This window comes from Gordonia sp. 852002-50816_SCH5313054-c (assembly GCF_001665925.1).
Lineage (GTDB): Bacteria > Actinomycetota > Actinomycetes > Mycobacteriales > Mycobacteriaceae > Gordonia > Gordonia jacobaea.
In genome coordinates, this window is sequence record NZ_LZTE01000034.1 from 367,286 (window position 1) to 384,528 (window position 17,243).

Genomic DNA, 17,243 nt, shown 5'->3' on the forward strand with positions numbered 1-17,243 from the left:
TCCGGGAGGATGACCGGTGACAATCAAGGTGGCGCTCGAACACCGCACTGCATATGCGTTCGATCGGCCTGTCAAGATCTATCCGCACGTGGTGCGGCTGCGCCCTGCACCGCACTCACGCACCCCCATCGAGGCGTATTCGCTCGCGGTGGAACCCGCGGGACATTTCTTGAACTGGCAGCAGGACGCGTTCAGCAACTACCAAGCGCGCCTTGTGTTTCCGGAACCCTCGACGACTCTGTCGATCACGGTGAGCCTCGTCGCCGACCTCACGGCGATCAATCCCTTCGATTTCTTCATCGAGGACTGGGCCGAGGACTACGGCTTCGACTACCCCGACGAACTGCGCGAAGACCTCGAGATCTACCTCCGACCGGTCGGGGTCACCGAGGGGGAGTTCGCCGGGGCCCCGGTACACCCCGCCATCGCCGAGTTCGCGGCCGAACACAAGCCGACGTCGTCGACACGCATCATCGACTTCCTCGTCGCGCTCAATCAGGCCGTCCGCGACGCCGTCGGGTACACCGTCCGGCTCGAACAGGGCGTGCAGACGCCGGAGTACACACTCGCCAGTGCCATCGGATCATGCCGCGACTCCGCGTGGCTCCTGGTGGCGCTCCTGCGCGAGCTGGGATTGGCGGCGCGCTTCGTCTCCGGCTACCTGGTGCAGCTCACCTCGGATATCAAGTCACTCGACGGTCCGTCCGGACCCACCGCCGATTTCACCGACCTGCACGCATGGACCGAGGTCTACCTGCCGGGAGCGGGCTGGGTGGGCATGGACCCGACGTCGGGCCTGTTCGCCGGAGAGGGCCACATCCCGCTGGCCGCGACGCCGACCCCCGGCGGTGCTGCCCCGATCACCGGCGCAACCGGTCCGTGCCACGCGACGCTCGACTTCTCCAACACGGTCACCCGCTTCCACGAGGATCCGCGGGTCACCCTGCCGTACACGGAGTCGCAGTGGGAGCGGGTCGTCGAACTCGGTGCGGCGGTCGACAAGAAGATGGCAGACAACGACGTCCGACTCACGATGGGCGGTGAGCCGACGTTCGTCTCCCTGGACAACCAGACCGATCCGGAATGGACGACCGACGCCGACGGCCCGCACAAGCGGGAGTTGGCGTCGAAGCTCGCCGCTCGCCTCGCCGACGACTACGCGCCGACCGGCCTCGTGCAGCGCAGCCAGGGTAAGTGGTACCCGGGAGAGCCGCTGCCGCGCTGGCAGATCGCCGTCATGTGGCGGGCAGACGGCCAACCGATCTGGCGTCGGCGAGACCTCTTGGCCGACCCCTGGGCGACGCGCGCACAGGCCGCCGGGGCGATGGCACTCGAGGCGTCGGGACCGAAACCAGGCTCGGGCGGCGATCCCGCTGCCGAAAAGTTGTTGTCCGCGTTCGCATCCGCGTTGGGTCTGCCCGGTTCACAGGTGATGCCCGCCTTCGAGGACCCGCTGGTGCGGATGCGCGAGTTGTCGGCGCTCCCGCCCGGCGATCCGGGGTCCGACCCGACGCTGCCCGCCGCGCGAGCCGCGGCATGGGCAGCTGCTGCCGCCGAAGTCGTCGATGCCGACGCCGACATCGAGCCCGCCGACGATTCGACCAAGGCGCGGCGTGAACTGCTCGAATCGCTCGACGCATCGATCACCGATCCGACGGCGTTCGTCCTGCCCCTGAGCCGCTCCGAGAACAAGACGGCGTGGCAGAGCGCGCGGTGGACGACGCGACGTGGGCGTCTGGTGCTGACGCCCGGCACGTCTCCCGCGGGACTGCGTCTTCCGCTCAACTCGCTCTCGTGGGGACCCGCGCCGGTCCTGTACGAGGCCGACCCATCTGTGCGCGCCGACCCGTTGCCCGACGACGTCGCGGACTCGTTGGGCCGCACCGTCACCGACGTCGACCCGACCGCCTTCGTGCCACGCACCGCACTGGTCGCGGAGAAGCGTGGCGACACCCTGTACGTGTTCCTACCGCCGACCGCAGAACTCGAGGAGTATCTGGCGATCGTCGAGATGATCGAGAACGCCGCAGCGGAGATCGACACACCGGTGGTCATCGAGGGCTACGGAGCCCCCGCGGACGCCCGCCTCGTCACGTTGACCGTCACACCGGACCCGGGCGTCATCGAGGTCAACGTTCAGCCGACGAGCAGCTTCGCCGAACAAACCGAGTTGCTCGACTCGCTCTACGAGCACGCACGCCACGCCAGGCTTGGCACGGAGACGTTCGATCTCGACGGCAGCCACGGAGGCACCGGCGGCGGCAACCACATCACCCTCGGCGGATCGACGCCCGCGGATTCACCGCTGTTGCGTCGACCGGATCTGCTGGTGTCGATGCTGACCTACTGGCAGCGCCATCCGTCGTTGTCGTACCTGTTCAGCGGCAAGTTCATCGGAACGACATCGCAGGCACCCCGCGCCGACGAGGGTCGCGACTCCGCGCTCTACGAGATGGAGATCGCGTTCGCCGAGATCGACAGGCTCGCGGTGAAGGGCGAACCGGCGCGCGGTGCCGACGCCCCACCGAATCCCTGGGTCACCGACCGGGCGCTGCGGCACCTACTCACCGACATCACCGGCAATACCCACCGAGCCGAGTTCTGCATCGACAAGCTCTACAGCCCCGACTCCGCGCGCGGCAGGCTCGGACTGCTCGAACTGCGCGGCTTCGAGATGCCGCCGCATCACCGGATGGCGATGGTGCAGTCGTTGCTCGTCCGCTCGCTGGTGTCGTGGTTCTGGGAAAAGCCCTACCGCAGCAGGCTCATCCACCACGGCGCCGACCTCCACGGCAAACACCTTCTGCCGTACTACGTCATCGCCGATATCGCGCAGGTCGCAGAGGAACTGCGCGAGGCGGGGTATCCGTTCGACACCGCATGGCTCGACCCGTTCACCGAGTTCCGCTTCCCGCGGCTGGGAACCGTCGCGATCCGCGAGTACGAGGTCGAACTGCGCGGGGCTATCGAACCGTGGAACACCCTCGGCGAAGAGTCGACGGGGACGGGAACCGCGCGCTACGTCGACTCGTCGATCGAGCGGGTGCAGGTGCGTGTGCAGGGTGCCGACGACGACCGATTCGTGTTGACCTGCAACGGTTATCCGATCCCGCTGACGGGCACCGGCAGGCCCGGTGAACGCGTGGCAGGCATCCGGTTCAGGGCGTGGCAGCCGCCGAGCGCGCTGCACCCGACCATCAGCATCGACACCCCGCTGACCTTCGACCTCGTCGACACGCTCGCGGGCCGATCCGTCGGCGGCGCGACCTACCACATCGTGCATCCGGGCGGCCGTGCCTACGACCGCCCACCGGTCAACGCGGTCGAGGCGGAGTCGCGCCGAAACGGCCGGTTCGAGGCGGCAGGGCACACCAGTGGCTCGGTCGACGTCGGACTGCTCTGGGAGCGCGTCGCCCGCATGGCCACCGACAGTGGGGTCCCGGCGATCCTCGATCTGCGTCGGGCACGTACAGTTCTTCGGTGACTGTTTCAGCGGGCGGCGGTGTGCCCGCGGTGTTCGACAGGTACCGATCCGACGGTTACACGCTGTTCGATCTCGGACAGCTCAATTCGGGCGGTGCCGCACCTGCTGCCGCACGCAACCATTACGACGAAGTGCTCGATTCCGCGGGCGCTGTTCGTCCTGCCTGGGACGAGCTCGTCGCAGGCTACGCGCTGCGCGGCGACGACCGACTGCAGGCGTCGGCCGCGCGGCTGGCATCGGCGGTCTCGGACGAAGGTGTCGTCTACAACCAGGTCGACGGCACCACGACGATCCCGCGGCCCTGGCTGCTCGACGCTGTCCCGCTGATCGTCGACGGCGTCGAATGGGCCGAGCTGGAGAAGGCGATCACCCAGCGGTCGATGCTGCTCGATCTCATCCTGCGTGACATCTACCGCGACCAGAAGACCATCAATGCGGGGCTGATACCTCCGGAGATGGTTTTCGGACATCCCGGCTACGTGCGCAAAGCCGCTCGGCTCGAGGTCGCGGGACCGCACGCGCTGTTCCTACACGCACTCGACCTCGGACGCCTATCCGACGGCTCGTTCGCCGTCTACGGCGACCGGACACAGGCGCCGTCGGGTGTCGGGTTCGCCATCGCTGACCGGCGACTGATCTCCCGGACGTTCCCGCAACTATTCCAGCGCTGCGCGCCACGCCCGATGGCGACGTTCGCGGGCACTCTCCGACTGGCGTTGACCGACTACGCGCCGCCGGGGGTCGACGACCCGACCGTCGCGGTGTTCAGCCCCGGCAGCATGTCTGAGACCTTCTTCGACCAGGCGTATCTGGCGTCCGTGCTGGGCTTCCCGCTGGTCGAGGGTGCCGACCTGACGGTGCGCGACGGCGCGGTCTACATGCGTTCCCTCGGCAAGTACAAGCGCGTCGACGTGCTGCTGCGCCGCGTCGACGCCTCCTTCTGTGATCCGCTCGACCTGCGGACCAACTCGCGTCTGGGCGTCGCGGGACTCGTCGAGGCCATCTCGCGTGGAAACATCACCGTCGTCAACACCCTCGGCAGTGGCGTGCTGGAGAATCCGGCGCTGAATGCGGTCCTCCACAAGGTCGCGCCGATGCTCATCGACGAGGAACTCGCTCTCGAATCGGTGCCGACCTATTGGGCCGGCGACGATTCGGCACGGTCGAAGATCGTGTCATCGCTCGACTCGCTCGTCCTCACGAACTTCCGTACCGGCGAGGAGTTCGTCGGTCCCGCAACGAATTCCGCGACCCGCGACGTATTGCGCTCGCGGATCGATGCCGAGGCCTGGCAGTGGGTCGGCCGCGAGGTCGAGGCGTACTCGGTGGCGCCGAGCCTGACCGAGGCGGCGTTGCCCGCGCAGGGGCGCGGCACTCTGCGTGCCGCACCCGTCTCCGTGCGCGCGTTCTCGGTCGCGCAGGGTCCCACCTACGCGGTGATGCCGGGCGGCCTCGGTTCGGTCCTGGCCGACGGAGTTGTCGGCGCGTCGCTGGCATCGGTCGCCGCCAAGGACATCTGGGTAACCAATCCCGATGTGGGAGGACATGTTTCGCGGCGTACGGAGCTGCGCGGCGAACCCGACGACGAGGTCGCCATCATCGCGCGCCCGGCGTCGACCGGCTACTCCGACATCGCGGCCGCCGCGAGCCCGCGCGTCCTCGCCGACATGTTCTGGTTCGGCCGGTACGGCGAGCGCACCGAGTCGGTCACGCGGCTGGCCAAGGTCGCGCGTGAGCGCTACCAGGACTTCCAGTACCGTCCGTGGATGTCGGGCACCGCTGCGGTTCCGCTGTTCTTGCACGCGGTCGCCGCGGTAACCGGAACCACCGGCCTTCTCGGCACGGGGGAGACGTTGCTCGACGACGACTCGTCACTCTCGTCGATCGAGCAGGTCAACACCGCGATCGTGAAGATCGCCGAACTGACCGTCAATCGGTACACGCAGGGCACGATTGCGCACTCGACCGAACGCCTCGTCGCCACAGCCAGGGCTGTCCGCGACCAGATGTCGACGAGTACGTGGATGGTGTTGACCCCGATGGAGCGCGCGCTGGAGGCGATGACACGCCAGATCGAGCGCGCCCGCGACGACGTCGGGGCGGGCACCGGGGTGTTCGGCGACGCCGCACTCGACCTCGGACCCGATCTGGCCCGCACGCACGAGCACATCCTGCACGGCGCTCTCGCGCTGTCCGGTCTGCAGGCCGAATCGATGGTGCACGACGCCGCCTGGCTGCTCATGGATCTCGGTAGGCGTATCGAGCGGGTGATCACGCTCGCCGACCTCACCCGCGCGCTGTTCGAGTACGAGCACCCGCTGGACATGGAACAGACCCTGTTGGAGTCGTACCTGAGCGCCACCGAGTCGTCGGTCATCTACCGCCGACGCAACCGCGGTCTCTACCGGGCCGAGGCCGTCGCCGAGCTGCTGATGTTCGACGAGACCAACCCGCGCGCGATGATCTACCAGCTCGCCAAGATGCACGACGATCTGACGTCGCTGCCCGAGGAGTTGCGTTCGGCCGCTGCCGAGCGCGCGGTCGAGGAGATGACAGCAGAATTGCGTCGCTGCGACCCGGCCGATCTGAGTAGCGTCGACGGATACGGCAAGCGCGCCGACCTCGTCGAACTGACAAGCACTCTGCGCGACCGTGCACGGGCGCTGTCCGACCTGCTCAACCGCACGCGGTTCGCTCCGCCTCGTACCGCGCAACCGATCTGGGGAGGTCAGCTGTGACGACACCCGCCGAGACGCCCGCAACGCGCAAGTACCGCGTCTTCCACCGCACCTGCTACACCTACGACGACGAGGTGTCGTCGTCGTACGGCCGGTGCTATCTGACCCCGCGCGACCTCCCGTATCAGCGTGTCCGTGAAACCGAGACGGTGATCTCGCCCGAGCCCGCTGACCGGTCTGTCGGTGTGGATGTCTACGGCAACATCGACGCGTACTTCCATGTCCGCACCGCGCACCGGGCGTTGGAGGTGACCACGACGTCGATCGTCGAGGTCGACCCCATCGACCAGGGACTCGTGCACAGCGTCGCCGCACGGGCGCCGTGGGAGGACGCTCGACCGGCCGTCACGGGTGCTGTTCTCGTCGACGAGTTCGTGCTCGATCTCGACCCACCGGAGATCACGCCCGCCGTGCGCGACTACGCCGCAGCGGTCTTCACGCCGGGTCGTCCGCTCGTCGACGCGATCATCGATCTGACGTCGCGCATCTTCTCCGACTTCACCTATCGCTCCGGGTCGACGGCGATCAGCACGCGCGTCGACACGGTGCTCGAACGTCGGATGGGCGTCTGTCAGGACTTCGCCCGCGTGGCCATCGCCTGCCTACGGTCGGTGGGACTCGCGGCGCGCTACGAGTCCGGCTACCTCGCGACCGACCCGCCCCCGGGTACCGAGCGCATCTTCGGCGCCGATGCCAGCCATGCGTGGGCCGCGGTCTGGCTGCCCGGTGATCGGTGGCTGGCCTTCGATCCGACGAACAACAAACTCGTCGACGAACGTCACGTCACCGTCGCGTGGGGTCGTGACTACGACGACGTGCCGCCGCTGCGTGGCGTGATCTACACCGACGCGTCCAAGAGTGAGATCGAGGTCTCGGTCGATGTCAGTCCCTTGTCAGAGGTGATTACGTGAGTGCTGCGCGAGGCAGCCGAGCGGGGCCGGGTCGGTCGAAAAGCCGTCGTCGCAACGAATTGTTGTCTTTTGCGACGCAAAAGGATCTCGCGAACGAAAACTGCAGGTCGAAGCTGTGCCGTGCAGTTCGCTCTTCAAGTCAGTCGCATAACCCGGTGACGCGTGTCGGCGCCGACGAGTAGGTTGGTTGGTGCCATGACGGTCATCACAGAAAGCCGCGTCACCAGCGTGGTGCGTGCCGCAGAAAACATGTTGTCCCGCAGAGCGGGGTCGCCGGTGGTTCTCGCCGATCCCGAGGATCTCGGGGGGAGCGGCCGAACCACAGTCGTCCGAGTACGCGTGGCGCAGAACCCACTGTCGATGGACCGCACCCTCGTCATCAAGGCGCTCCCGAGTCACGAGGACCCGCAGGCGTTTCACCGCGAGATCGCATCGTACAAATACGCGACGGCACTGCCGACGGAGTCACGGCCCGGTCCGCAACTGATTGCCTCCGACCCCGACAACCGGTTGATGGTGCTCTCCGACCTCGGCCGCGGGCACCCGTTGACGGTGCTGCTCGCCGACGCCGATGTGGTCGAGATGAGCCGTGCGGTGAGCGCATGGGGCCAGGCGCTCGGCCGGATGCATGCGGCAACAGTCGGCGGAGAAGGCGACTTCGACGCCCTCGTGCGCCACGGTGCGGCAGGCACCGCGGGCAGGGACATCCTCCGCGACGAAGCGATCCGTGCGGTGTCCGCAGCATCGGCGCGGGTTGCCGATCTCGGGCTGACGCTTCCCGACGCCGTCGCGGAGGCGCTGACGTCGGCCTGCGCACTCTTCGACGAGGGTGATCACCGCGCGTTCAGTCCCTCCGACGTCGGCCCCGAGAACATCCTCCTCAACGACGACGGCGTGCAGTTCATGGATTACGAGTGGGGCGGATTCCGCGACGCCACACTCGACATCGCCTACGGGTTGGTCACCTTTGCCCCGCAACTCGGGCCGGCGGGCGTCGCCCACCGCCTCGACCTCGAGGTGTCGATGGTCGACGCCTGGCGCTCAGAAGTGGTGCCGATCTGGCCCGCCCTCGAGCGCGATCGCTACATGGCACGGCAGTTGCTCACGGCACGGCTGCTGTGGGTGTGGTTGTCGACGGTGTGGATGCTGCCCGATTCGTCGACCGACACCGTTCCGATGACGCACTACGCCCACGACTGGGCGCTGCACACCAACGATCCCCGCGTCCTGGTTGCGCGCTGGTCCGATCTCGCCGCCGCGGCGACGAGCAACGCCGAGATCTCTGAGTTCGCAACCGAAGTGGGCCTCGCGCTGCAGCGTGCGTGGCTGGACTGACCGCGGTGGGGGGATTGTTCGACCCGCCGTCTCAGAGTTCGACGAGCGGCGCCACATCGCTGACAGCGCCGCCGTCACCGAGCGCACCGCTGGCGGTGCGGATGCGGCCGCAGAGTCTCGACGACATCGTCGGCCAGCAACACCTCCTCGGCGCCGGGTCGCCATTGCGGCGTCTGATCAGCGGATCGGGCGCGGCGTCGGTGATGCTCTACGGGCCGCCGGGAACCGGAAAGACGACGATGGCATCGCTCATCTCGAGCGCCGCGGGAGGTCGCTTCGAAGCGCTCTCCGCGTTGTCCGCGGGCGTGAAGGAGGTGCGCGCGGTCATCGAGGTCGCGCGGCGCCGACTGGCGGCGGGTGAGCAGACCGTCTTGTTCATCGACGAGGTCCACAGGTTCTCCAAGACCCAGCAGGATGCACTGCTCGACGCCGTCGAGAACCGCATCGTCCTCCTCGTCGCCGCGACCACCGAGAATCCGTCGTTCTCGGTCGTGTCGCCGCTATTGTCCAGATCGCTTGTGCTGCAGCTGCGTTCGCTCACCGACGACGACATTCGCACGGTGCTCCGCCGCGCCGTCGCCGACGAACGCGGACTCGGCGGTGCCGTCACCGTCACCGACGACGCATACGCCCACCTCGTGTCCGTCGCGGGCGGCGACGCGCGCAGAGCACTGACCGCACTCGAGGCCAGCGCCGACGCAGCGCTGCGCGAACCGACACCCGGTGCCGAGGAGATCGGTGAGGAGGGGGTAGGCGAGATCCCCGAGATCGGTGTGTCCGACGTCGAGGCGGCCATCGACCGTGCGGCTGTGCGGTACGACCGCGACGGCGACCAGCACTACGACGTGACCAGCGCGTTCATCAAGTCGATCCGCGGGTCCGATGTCGACGCCGCGGTGCACTACCTCGCCCGGATGATCGCCGCGGGCGAGGATCCCCGCTTCATCGCCAGGCGGCTGATGATCCACGCGAGCGAAGACATCGGGATGGCCGATCCGATGGCGTTGCAGACCGCCGTCGCCGCGGCGCAGGTGGTGGCGCTCGTGGGGATGCCGGAGGCCAAGCTGGCGCTCACGCAGGCGACTATCCACCTCGCGACCGCCCCGAAATCCGCGGGTGTCGTCAGTGCTATCGGCGCTGCACTCGCCGACGTCGAAGCAGGCAAGGCGGGAGCCGTGCCGCCCGGACTGCGCGATGCGCACTACAGCGGCGCCAAGAAGTTGGGCAGCGGCGTCGGATATCAGTATCCCCACAACGATCCCGACGGTGTTGTGCCGCAACAGTATCCACCCGACGAGCTCGTCGGCGTCGACTACTACGTGCCCACCGATCACGGTTTCGAGCGCGAGATCGGGCCGCGGGTGGCCAAACTGCGATCGATCGTGCGCCGGGCGACGCGCCGGCCCAAGAAGTCGTGACGCCGCTCAGCGGTGGCGTGTCGAGAACGCCAGAGCCGTTGCCGCCGCGGCCATTCCGACGCCCACCCACACCGGCGACACCCAACCGAGCCCTGCGCCGATAGTCAGTCCGCCGAGAAACGTGCCGATCGCATTGCCCACGTTGAACGCGGCGATGTTGGCCGCCGACGCCATGGTCGGGGCGTCGCCCGCGAAGTGCATCACCCGCAGTTGCAGCGGCGGGCTGGTCGCGAACCCGACGAGGCCCATGACGAAGAGCAGGATCGCGACGGCGATCGGCACGTGTGCGAGCAGTGCGTAGGCGACGAGGGTGAGGGTCAGCAGCACGGGCAGGGTGCGCAGCGTGAGTGAGAGGTTGCGATCGGCTGCCCAGCCGCCCGCGACGTTGCCGACGCACAATCCGAGTCCGAAGATGATCAGCAGCCAGGCCACCGCGGACTCCGGATAGCCCGTGACATGCGTGACGAGGGGCTCGACGTAGATGAACGCGCCGAAGACTCCGCCGAAGAGCACTATTGTCAGGACGATCGAGATCAGCACCTGCGGGCGGAGCAGCACGCGGTAGGCCGATCCGCCGTTCGACGTCGGAGCGGGTCGTGACGGGACGAGTGCCACGATCCCGAGCAGTGCGACAACGCCGACGACGCTCACCATCCAGAACGCCGCCCGCCAGCCGAAGTGTTGGCCCACAACGGTTCCGAAGGGAACCCCGATCACATTCGCCGCAGTCAGGCCGGTGAACATGACCGCTATGGCGCTGGCTCTGCGGTGCGGCGCCACGAGGTCGGCCGCCAGCACGGCGCCGATACCGAAGTAGCCGCCGTGGCACATCGCTGTGACCACGCGGCCGAGCAACGCCACGTCGAACGTCGGCGCGAGGGCGGTGAGCACGTTGCCGACGATGAACAGGCACAGCAGCACCACCAGCGCGCGTTTGGGTGGTCGCCTGCTGAGGAACGCGGTGACGGTGAAGGCTCCGACGGCGACTGCGAGCGCATATCCCCAGATCAGCGCACCCGCGGTGGGCACCGATACGCGCAGCGACTCGGCGACGTCGGACAGCAGTCCGGAGATGATGAACTCGGTCAGGCCGATGCCGAATCCGCCGACAGCCAGTGCGGTCAGGGCCGCTCGGGCGTGTGGTCTGGCGGTGGTCTTGTCCGGGGTGGAATCTGTTGCGGGCGTTGTCGTCTCGCTCATGGTGTTTCCTTCACGACGAAATGACGCGCGGTCGGGTGACCGGCGTGGGAAAAGGGCGAACGGGGTGGCGCGGGCTCAGCCCGAGAGAGTCGTGCTCGCGAGCAGACGTAGCGCGTCGTCGTGCGACGAACCGGGCGTGGCGTGCATGAGCATCAATCGATGCCCGTCCTCCTGGGGGAGATGCAGCATGTCGTAGGTGAGGTCGAGCTCGCCGACGATGGGATGTCGGAAGCGTTTGGTGCCGCTCGAACAGGATTCGACGGGGTGCTGCGCCCAGATGCGAGCGAAATCGGCGCTGCTGGAGGCGAGGTCCGAGACGAGATCGGCGATGTCGTCGTTGGCGCCGTTTGCGCCGTTGGCGTTCACATGTCCGGTGACCAGCGGCCCCGTGACGTATCTCAGCGAGGCGACTGCCAGTCGTGCCTCGAACTCCCAATCACGGTGCAGCGCACGCGTGGCCGGGTCGGTGAACAGCATCGACACCTTGTTCGGTGGTGTGTCGGACGTCGGGGCCGCAGGGTCGAGGTGACTTGCCAGCACCGCGTGGCCAAGGCGATTCCACCCGACGATGTCCTGCACGGGCGACAGCGCGATCGCCGCGACGTCGGGCATCGCGTCGAGCAACGTCGCAAGACCGGGACGCATCCGCGACCGGACGGGCCGGGGCGTCGCCGAGCCCGCGAGGTGATAGAGATGTGCACGCTCGACCTCGTCGAGGCGGAGCGCGCGTGCCAACGCGTCGATCACCTGCGTCGACGGATTCGACGCCGCGCCCTGTTCAAGGCGGGTGTAGTAGGTGAGCGAGACACCTGCGAGTTCTGCGAGTTCTTCGCGACGCAGCCCCGGTACCCGCCGGAGACCCGTCGTGACGACGCCGAGGTCGGCGGGTACGAGCGCGGCGCGGCGGCTGCGCAGGAAGTCGGCGAGTTGCTCGGCGGCGGTGGATCCGTTGGTCACCGATCCATGGTCGCGCGATCGGCCGCGACGTGCGTGTCCCTGTCGGTGACAGTCGAGCAGACGGCCACAACACCGCTGTCCAGCACGGCCTTCTCGTGCTGCTGACGACGCAATTCAGGTGTCCTTGTCGCGCGGCGGTAGGCTGGTATGTCGCAGATCGTCGGATTCGCGCACGCCCCGAGTCAGTCCGACGCAGACCTTCCAGACGCACCACGACGACCGAGGACAGAACCCAGTGCAGACGCATGAGATCCGGCAGCGATTCCTGGATCACTTCATCAAGGCCGGACACACCGAGGTGCCCAGTGCCTCACTGATCCTCGACGATCCCAACCTGCTGTTCGTCAACGCCGGCATGGTGCCGTTCAAGCCCTACTTCCTCGGTGAGCAGACCCCGCCGTTCGACCGCGCCACCAGCGTGCAGAAGTGTGTCCGCACACTCGACATCGAAGAGGTCGGCATCACCACCCGCCACAACACCTTCTTCCAGATGGCGGGCAACTTCTCGTTCGGCGACTACTTCAAGCGCGAGGCCATCCGCTTCGCGTGGGATCTGCTCACCTCGTCGGTGGACGACGGCGGATACGGCATCGACCCACAGAAGCTGTGGCCGACGGTCTACCTCGACGACGACGAGGCATTCGCGATCTGGCGTGACGAGATCGGTGTTCCCGCAGAGCGCATCCAGCGGCGCGGGATGAAGGACAACTACTGGTCGATGGGCGTGCCCGGCCCGTGCGGTCCGTGCTCGGAGATCTTCTACGACCGTGGCCCCGACTACGGCGTCGAAGGCGGACCCGAAGCCGACGAGGATCGCTACATCGAGATCTGGAATCTCGTGTTCATGCAGAACGAGCGAGGCCCCGGCGGAGCCAAGGAGAATTACGAGATCCTCGGCCCGCTGCCGAAGAAGAACATCGACACCGGCATGGGTGTCGAGCGCGTGGCCTGCCTGCTGCAGGGCGTCGACAACGTCTACGAGACCGACCTGCTCAAGCCGCTGATCGACCTTGCTTCGGAGCTGACCGGTCGGGGCTACGGGGCGGGCAATCACGACGACGACGTGAGGTTCCGCGTCATCGCCGACCACGCCCGCACCGCGGTCATGCTCATCGGCGACGGCGTGCTCCCCGGCAACGACGGACGCGGCTACGTGCTGCGGCGCCTGTTGCGCCGCGTGGTGCGCTCCATGCGGTTGCTCGGCGATGCCAAGCCGACGATGGAGATCATCGTGAACACGGTGATCGACGTCATGTCGCCGTCCTATCCCGAACTCGCCGAGCAGCGCGCCCACATCGTCTCGGTCGCCGTCGGGGAGGAGACGTCCTTCGCCAAGACGCTCGAGGCAGGCTCCAAGCTGTTCGCCGACGCCGCACAGGCCACCAAGGCCGCACACAAGAAGACGATCAGCGGCAACGACGCCTTCACCCTGCACGACACCTACGGATTCCCGATCGATCTGACGCTCGAGATGGCCGCGGAAGCGGGCCTCGACGTCGACCAGCAGGGATTCACCGAACTGATGGCGGAGCAGAAGCAGCGCGCCAAGGACGACGCCGTCGCCCGCAAGACCGGGCACACCGACGCCGCTGTGTACCGCGAGTTCCTCGACCGCGGCCCCACGGAGTTCACCGGCTTCGACGAACTGGTGTCGGAGGCGCGAGTGCTCGGTCTCATCACCGACGGCACGCGTGTGCGGTCGGCGGGGCCGGGGGAGCAGACCACGGTGGTCCTCGACCGCACCCCGTTGTACGCGGAGTCGGGCGGCCAGATGGCCGACGTCGGCACCATCACCACCAGCGACGGCACCCGACTCACCGTCAGCGACGTGCAGAAGGTCGGCAAGTCGGTGTGGCTACACAAGGCCACTGTCGACGCCGGTGAGATCCACGACGGCGACGAGGTCATCGCTTCCGTCGATCAGTCGTGGAGACACGGTGCGACACAAGGGCATTCGGGTACGCACATGGTGCATGCCGCGCTGCGCGAGGTGCTCGGCCCCAGTGCGACACAGGCCGGATCGCTCAACCGGCCCGGCTACCTCCGATTCGACTTCCACTCCGGCTCGGCGCTGAGCGAGGATCAGCGACAGCAGATCGAGGAGATCTCGAACGCCGCCGTCGAGTCCAATTACCCGGTGCACACCTTCGAGACCGGCCTGAGTGAGGCGAAGGCGATGGGCGCGATGGCGCTCTTCGGCGAGAACTACGGCGACGTCGTCCGCGTCGTCGAGATCGGCGGGCCCTTCTCGATGGAGCTCTGCGGCGGAACGCATGTGGCGTCGTCGGCGCAGATCGGGCCGGTCACGCTGATCGGCGAATCATCCGTCGGATCGGGTGTGCGACGCGTCGAGGCATACGTCGGGATGGACTCGTTCCGCTACCTGTCGAAGGAGCGTGCGTTGCTCGCGGGGCTGGCCTCGTCGCTCAAGGTCCCGTCCGCTGAGGTCCCCGGTCGCGTCGAGCAACTCGTCACCCGCCTGCGTGACGCGGAGAAGCAGCTCGAGAAGGTTCGCGCCGATGCCGCTCGCTCTGCGGCCGGAGGTCTGCTCGATTCCGCCGACACCGTCGGTTCGACACTCGTGGTCGGTGGGGTGGTCCCGGGAGTCGGGGCGAACGACCTGCGCGGCATCGCGACCGATCTGCGAGGCCGCGTCGGTGACCGGCAGGCCGTGATCGCGCTGTTCTCGACGACGGGTGAGGGTGACGAGACCAAGGTTCCGTTCGTCATCGCCACCACCGATGCCGCGCGAGGCGCAGGCATCAAAGCGGGCGATCTGGTCAAGGAGATCGCGCCACTCGTGGGCGGACGCGGCGGCGGCAAACCCGACCTCGCGCAGGGATCGGGGACCGACGCCGCGGGGATAGACGCGGCGCGGTCCCGCATTCGGGAGATCGTCGGCCGATGAGTCTGACTCGGGGGCGTCGTCTCGGCGTCGACGTGGGGAGCGTGCGGATCGGGGTCGCCGTGAGCGATCCCGACGGCATCCTCGCGACACCCGTCGAGACTGTCGCCGGAGCCGACGTCGACGCCGCGGTGGCGCGACTGCGCGCACTGGTCGAGGAGTACGAAGCCGTCGAGGTGATCGTCGGGTTACCCAAGACGCTGCGCAACACGGACGGTCCGGCAGCCGAGAAGGCGCGCGCCTTCGGGGCCCGACTCGCCGAAGAACTTGAGGGGATTTCAGTCGTGTTTTCTGACGAACGACTCACCACCGTAGCTGCGCAGCAGGCGCTGCACGCCAGTGGACGCAGCGTCAAGGCGTCGCGTGGGGTGATTGATCAGGCGGCGGCGGTCGCTATTCTTCAGGGGTGGCTGGATTCGCGACGATGAGTGGTTCAACGCTGTCCACGGACCATCTCGCCGTGCGAGCCGTTCGATGTGAGGGAGGGGACGTTCGGTGACCGACGAACGGCATCGGAATCGTCATCGTGAAGCCTCTGATCACCCTACCGAAGGACTCGATCTCGAGCGACTCCGGTACTTCACCCAACCGGCCGATGGCAAGCCGCACAACCGACATCGGCGTCGGCGCACCGGCACCACGGGACAGATACCGGTAGTCCGAACCGACACCCCGAGATCCGAACGACCGCGACCCGACGGCGCGCAGGCGCCGCAGCCGACCCGGAACGTCGCAGAGGGTCGTGCTCCGCGCCCGGTGCAGCCTGCGCCACAGGCCCCCGCCACGTCGCCGCGGCCGGCTGATCGGCCAGTCCGCCGTCCGGAACCGGTCTCCGACGTCGAGCCGGTGGACACCTTCCACATGGCCGCACCGCGTCGCGCCCGCCCGCAACGGATCGCGCCGACACCTCCCGTCGACAAGCAACTCGACACCGCACCGGTCGAGCCGACTCCGGTCGAAGCCCCGGTGGCGTCGAGGGCGCCGGTCTCACCGGACTCATACGATGCGCGCGACTACCAGAGCGCAGGCGTCGCACTCGAGTCGATCGAGACCGACGAGTCGTACGACTCGATAGACCACGATCAGCCGATCTCGCCGACGCGCAGGGGGCGGGTTCGCGCCCACACTCCCGAATCGCGACGCAGGCGACGTAAGCGGCGAACCGTGCTCGCAGCGGTCATCGCCATCATGCTGGTCGCCGTGGTCGGGGTCGGCTACTACGGATTGCGTGCGGCGGGCATGCTCGACTCGCGCAAGGACTACACCAACGCCGCGGGTACCGGCGACGTGATCGTCGACATTCCGCAGAACTCCACGCTGAAGGATTTCGGGCGAATCCTCGCAGACGACAACGTCGTCGGCAGTCAGCGCGCATTCATCAATGCTGCTGACGGACAAGCGATTTCGGGCGGCTACTACAAGCTGCGCACCGAGATCCCCGCGTCGACAGCAGTGCAGATGCTGACCGATGGGACGACGCACCGGGTCGGTCGGGTCGTGGTTCCGGAGGGTCTGCAGCTCGACACGAAGAAGGGTGCCGACGGCAAGACGACGCCCGGCATTTTCCAGATGATCTCCGACGCCACCTCCGTCACCGTCAACGGACAGAAGGTCGGGGTATCGGTCGACGACCTGCAGAAGGCAGCAGCAGGCACCTCCGCGCAGGAACTCGGTGTTCCCGATTGGGCGGTGGCCGACGTCGAGAAACTCAATGGTGATCACCGGCGGATCGAGGGGCTGATCGCTCCCGGAACGTGGGAGACGATCGACCCGCACATGTCGGCAACACAGATCCTGCAGCAGTTGATCTCGCAGAGTGCGCAGCGTTTCGCGCAGTGGGGCCTGAGCGATCAGGGTTCCAACGACTCGGGTCTGACGCCGTACCAGACCTTGGTGTCGGCGTCTGTTGTCGAGCGCGAGGTCGCCAAGCCCGACGACTACGCCAAGGTCGCGCGGGTGATCCTCAATCGCCTCGACAAAGACCAGCGTCTCGAGATGGATTCGACCGCCAACTACACCGCGACGGTGACCAACATCGACCTCGACGGTGAGGCGTACAAGTCGGACAACGCGTGGAACACCTATCAGATGAAGGGGCTCCCGGCGACGCCGATCGGAGCGGTCGGCGAGCGTGCGCTCGAGGCGACCGAGCATCCGGAGGACGGCAACTGGCTCTACTTCGTCACCGTCGACCGCGAGGGTACGACGCTGTTCGCCGACACCTTCGATCAGCACAAGCGCAATCGTGAGCAGGCGTGCAACAACAAGCTCCTGACCACCGGGTGTAGTTGAGTC

General features: G+C 67.4%; 10 protein-coding genes. 8 read left to right on the forward strand and 2 right to left on the reverse strand.

Annotated features, from left to right (window positions below; genetic code table 11):
• Positions 1-16 precede the first annotated feature (16 nt).
• The 5 genes from A5788_RS07765 to A5788_RS07785 all read left to right on the forward strand — a co-directional run bounded on the left by A5788_RS07765 (position 17) and on the right by A5788_RS07785 (position 9,886).
• On the forward strand, positions 17-3,484 hold the full coding sequence (locus A5788_RS07765; RefSeq protein WP_064870798.1) for a transglutaminase family protein: 3,468 nt from the start codon (positions 17-19) through the stop codon (positions 3,482-3,484).
• Positions 3,481-6,222 (forward strand): circularly permuted type 2 ATP-grasp protein, encoded by a 2,742-nt coding sequence (locus tag A5788_RS07770; RefSeq protein WP_064870797.1) that lies wholly within the window; start codon positions 3,481-3,483, stop codon positions 6,220-6,222. Before A5788_RS07765 ends, A5788_RS07770 begins: the two co-directional genes overlap by 4 nt.
• A complete protein-coding gene (locus A5788_RS07775; protein ID WP_064870796.1) occupies positions 6,219-7,133 on the forward strand; it encodes a transglutaminase family protein in 915 nt (304 codons plus the stop codon). The genes A5788_RS07770 and A5788_RS07775 overlap by 4 nt, the downstream gene beginning before the upstream one ends.
• Before the next feature lie 195 nt (positions 7,134-7,328).
• On the forward strand, positions 7,329-8,468 hold the full coding sequence (locus A5788_RS07780; protein WP_049697256.1) for a hypothetical protein: 1,140 nt from the start codon (positions 7,329-7,331) through the stop codon (positions 8,466-8,468).
• 5 nt (positions 8,469-8,473) lie between these two features.
• Positions 8,474-9,886: a replication-associated recombination protein A gene (locus A5788_RS07785; RefSeq protein ID WP_064870859.1), complete on the forward strand. Its 1,413-nt coding sequence runs from the start codon at positions 8,474-8,476 to the stop codon at positions 9,884-9,886.
• Positions 9,887-9,892: 6 nt separating this feature from the next.
• Here A5788_RS07785 and A5788_RS07790 read toward each other — a convergent pair whose 3' ends face one another.
• Entirely contained in the window at positions 9,893-11,086 is a 1,194-nt protein-coding gene (locus A5788_RS07790; RefSeq protein WP_156525459.1) for an MFS transporter, read from the reverse strand.
• A 75-nt stretch (positions 11,087-11,161) separates the two neighbouring features.
• A complete protein-coding gene (locus A5788_RS07795; RefSeq protein WP_064870795.1) occupies positions 11,162-12,043 on the reverse strand; it encodes a helix-turn-helix transcriptional regulator in 882 nt (293 codons plus the stop codon).
• Between the two features lie 235 nt (positions 12,044-12,278).
• Here A5788_RS07795 and alaS point away from each other — a divergent pair, with 235 nt between their 5' ends.
• The 3 genes from alaS to mltG all read left to right on the forward strand — a co-directional run bounded on the left by alaS (position 12,279) and on the right by mltG (position 17,240).
• Positions 12,279-14,951, forward strand: coding sequence for an alanine--tRNA ligase (alaS, locus tag A5788_RS07800; RefSeq protein ID WP_064870794.1), 2,673 nt, complete (start codon positions 12,279-12,281; stop codon positions 14,949-14,951).
• Positions 14,948-15,376, forward strand: a complete 429-nt coding sequence (gene ruvX / locus A5788_RS07805) for a Holliday junction resolvase RuvX (RefSeq protein WP_049697259.1) — start codon at positions 14,948-14,950, stop codon at positions 15,374-15,376. Before alaS ends, ruvX begins: the two co-directional genes overlap by 4 nt.
• A 67-nt stretch (positions 15,377-15,443) precedes the next feature.
• On the forward strand, positions 15,444-17,240 hold the full coding sequence (gene mltG, locus A5788_RS07810) for an endolytic transglycosylase MltG (RefSeq protein WP_064870793.1): 1,797 nt from the start codon (positions 15,444-15,446) through the stop codon (positions 17,238-17,240).
• Positions 17,241-17,243 lie beyond the last annotated feature (3 nt).

Excerpts from the sequence above, each read along its gene's own strand:
- A5788_RS07780 (WP_049697256.1), top strand. The coding sequence starts at position 7,329 with ATGACGGTCATCACAGAAAGCCGCGTCACCAGCGTGGTGCGTGCCGCA.
- A5788_RS07790 (WP_156525459.1), bottom strand. The coding sequence starts at position 11,086 with ATGAGCGAGACGACAACGCCCGCAACAGATTCCACCCCGGACAAGACC.
- ruvX (WP_049697259.1), top strand. The coding sequence starts at position 14,948 with ATGAGTCTGACTCGGGGGCGTCGTCTCGGCGTCGACGTGGGGAGCGTG.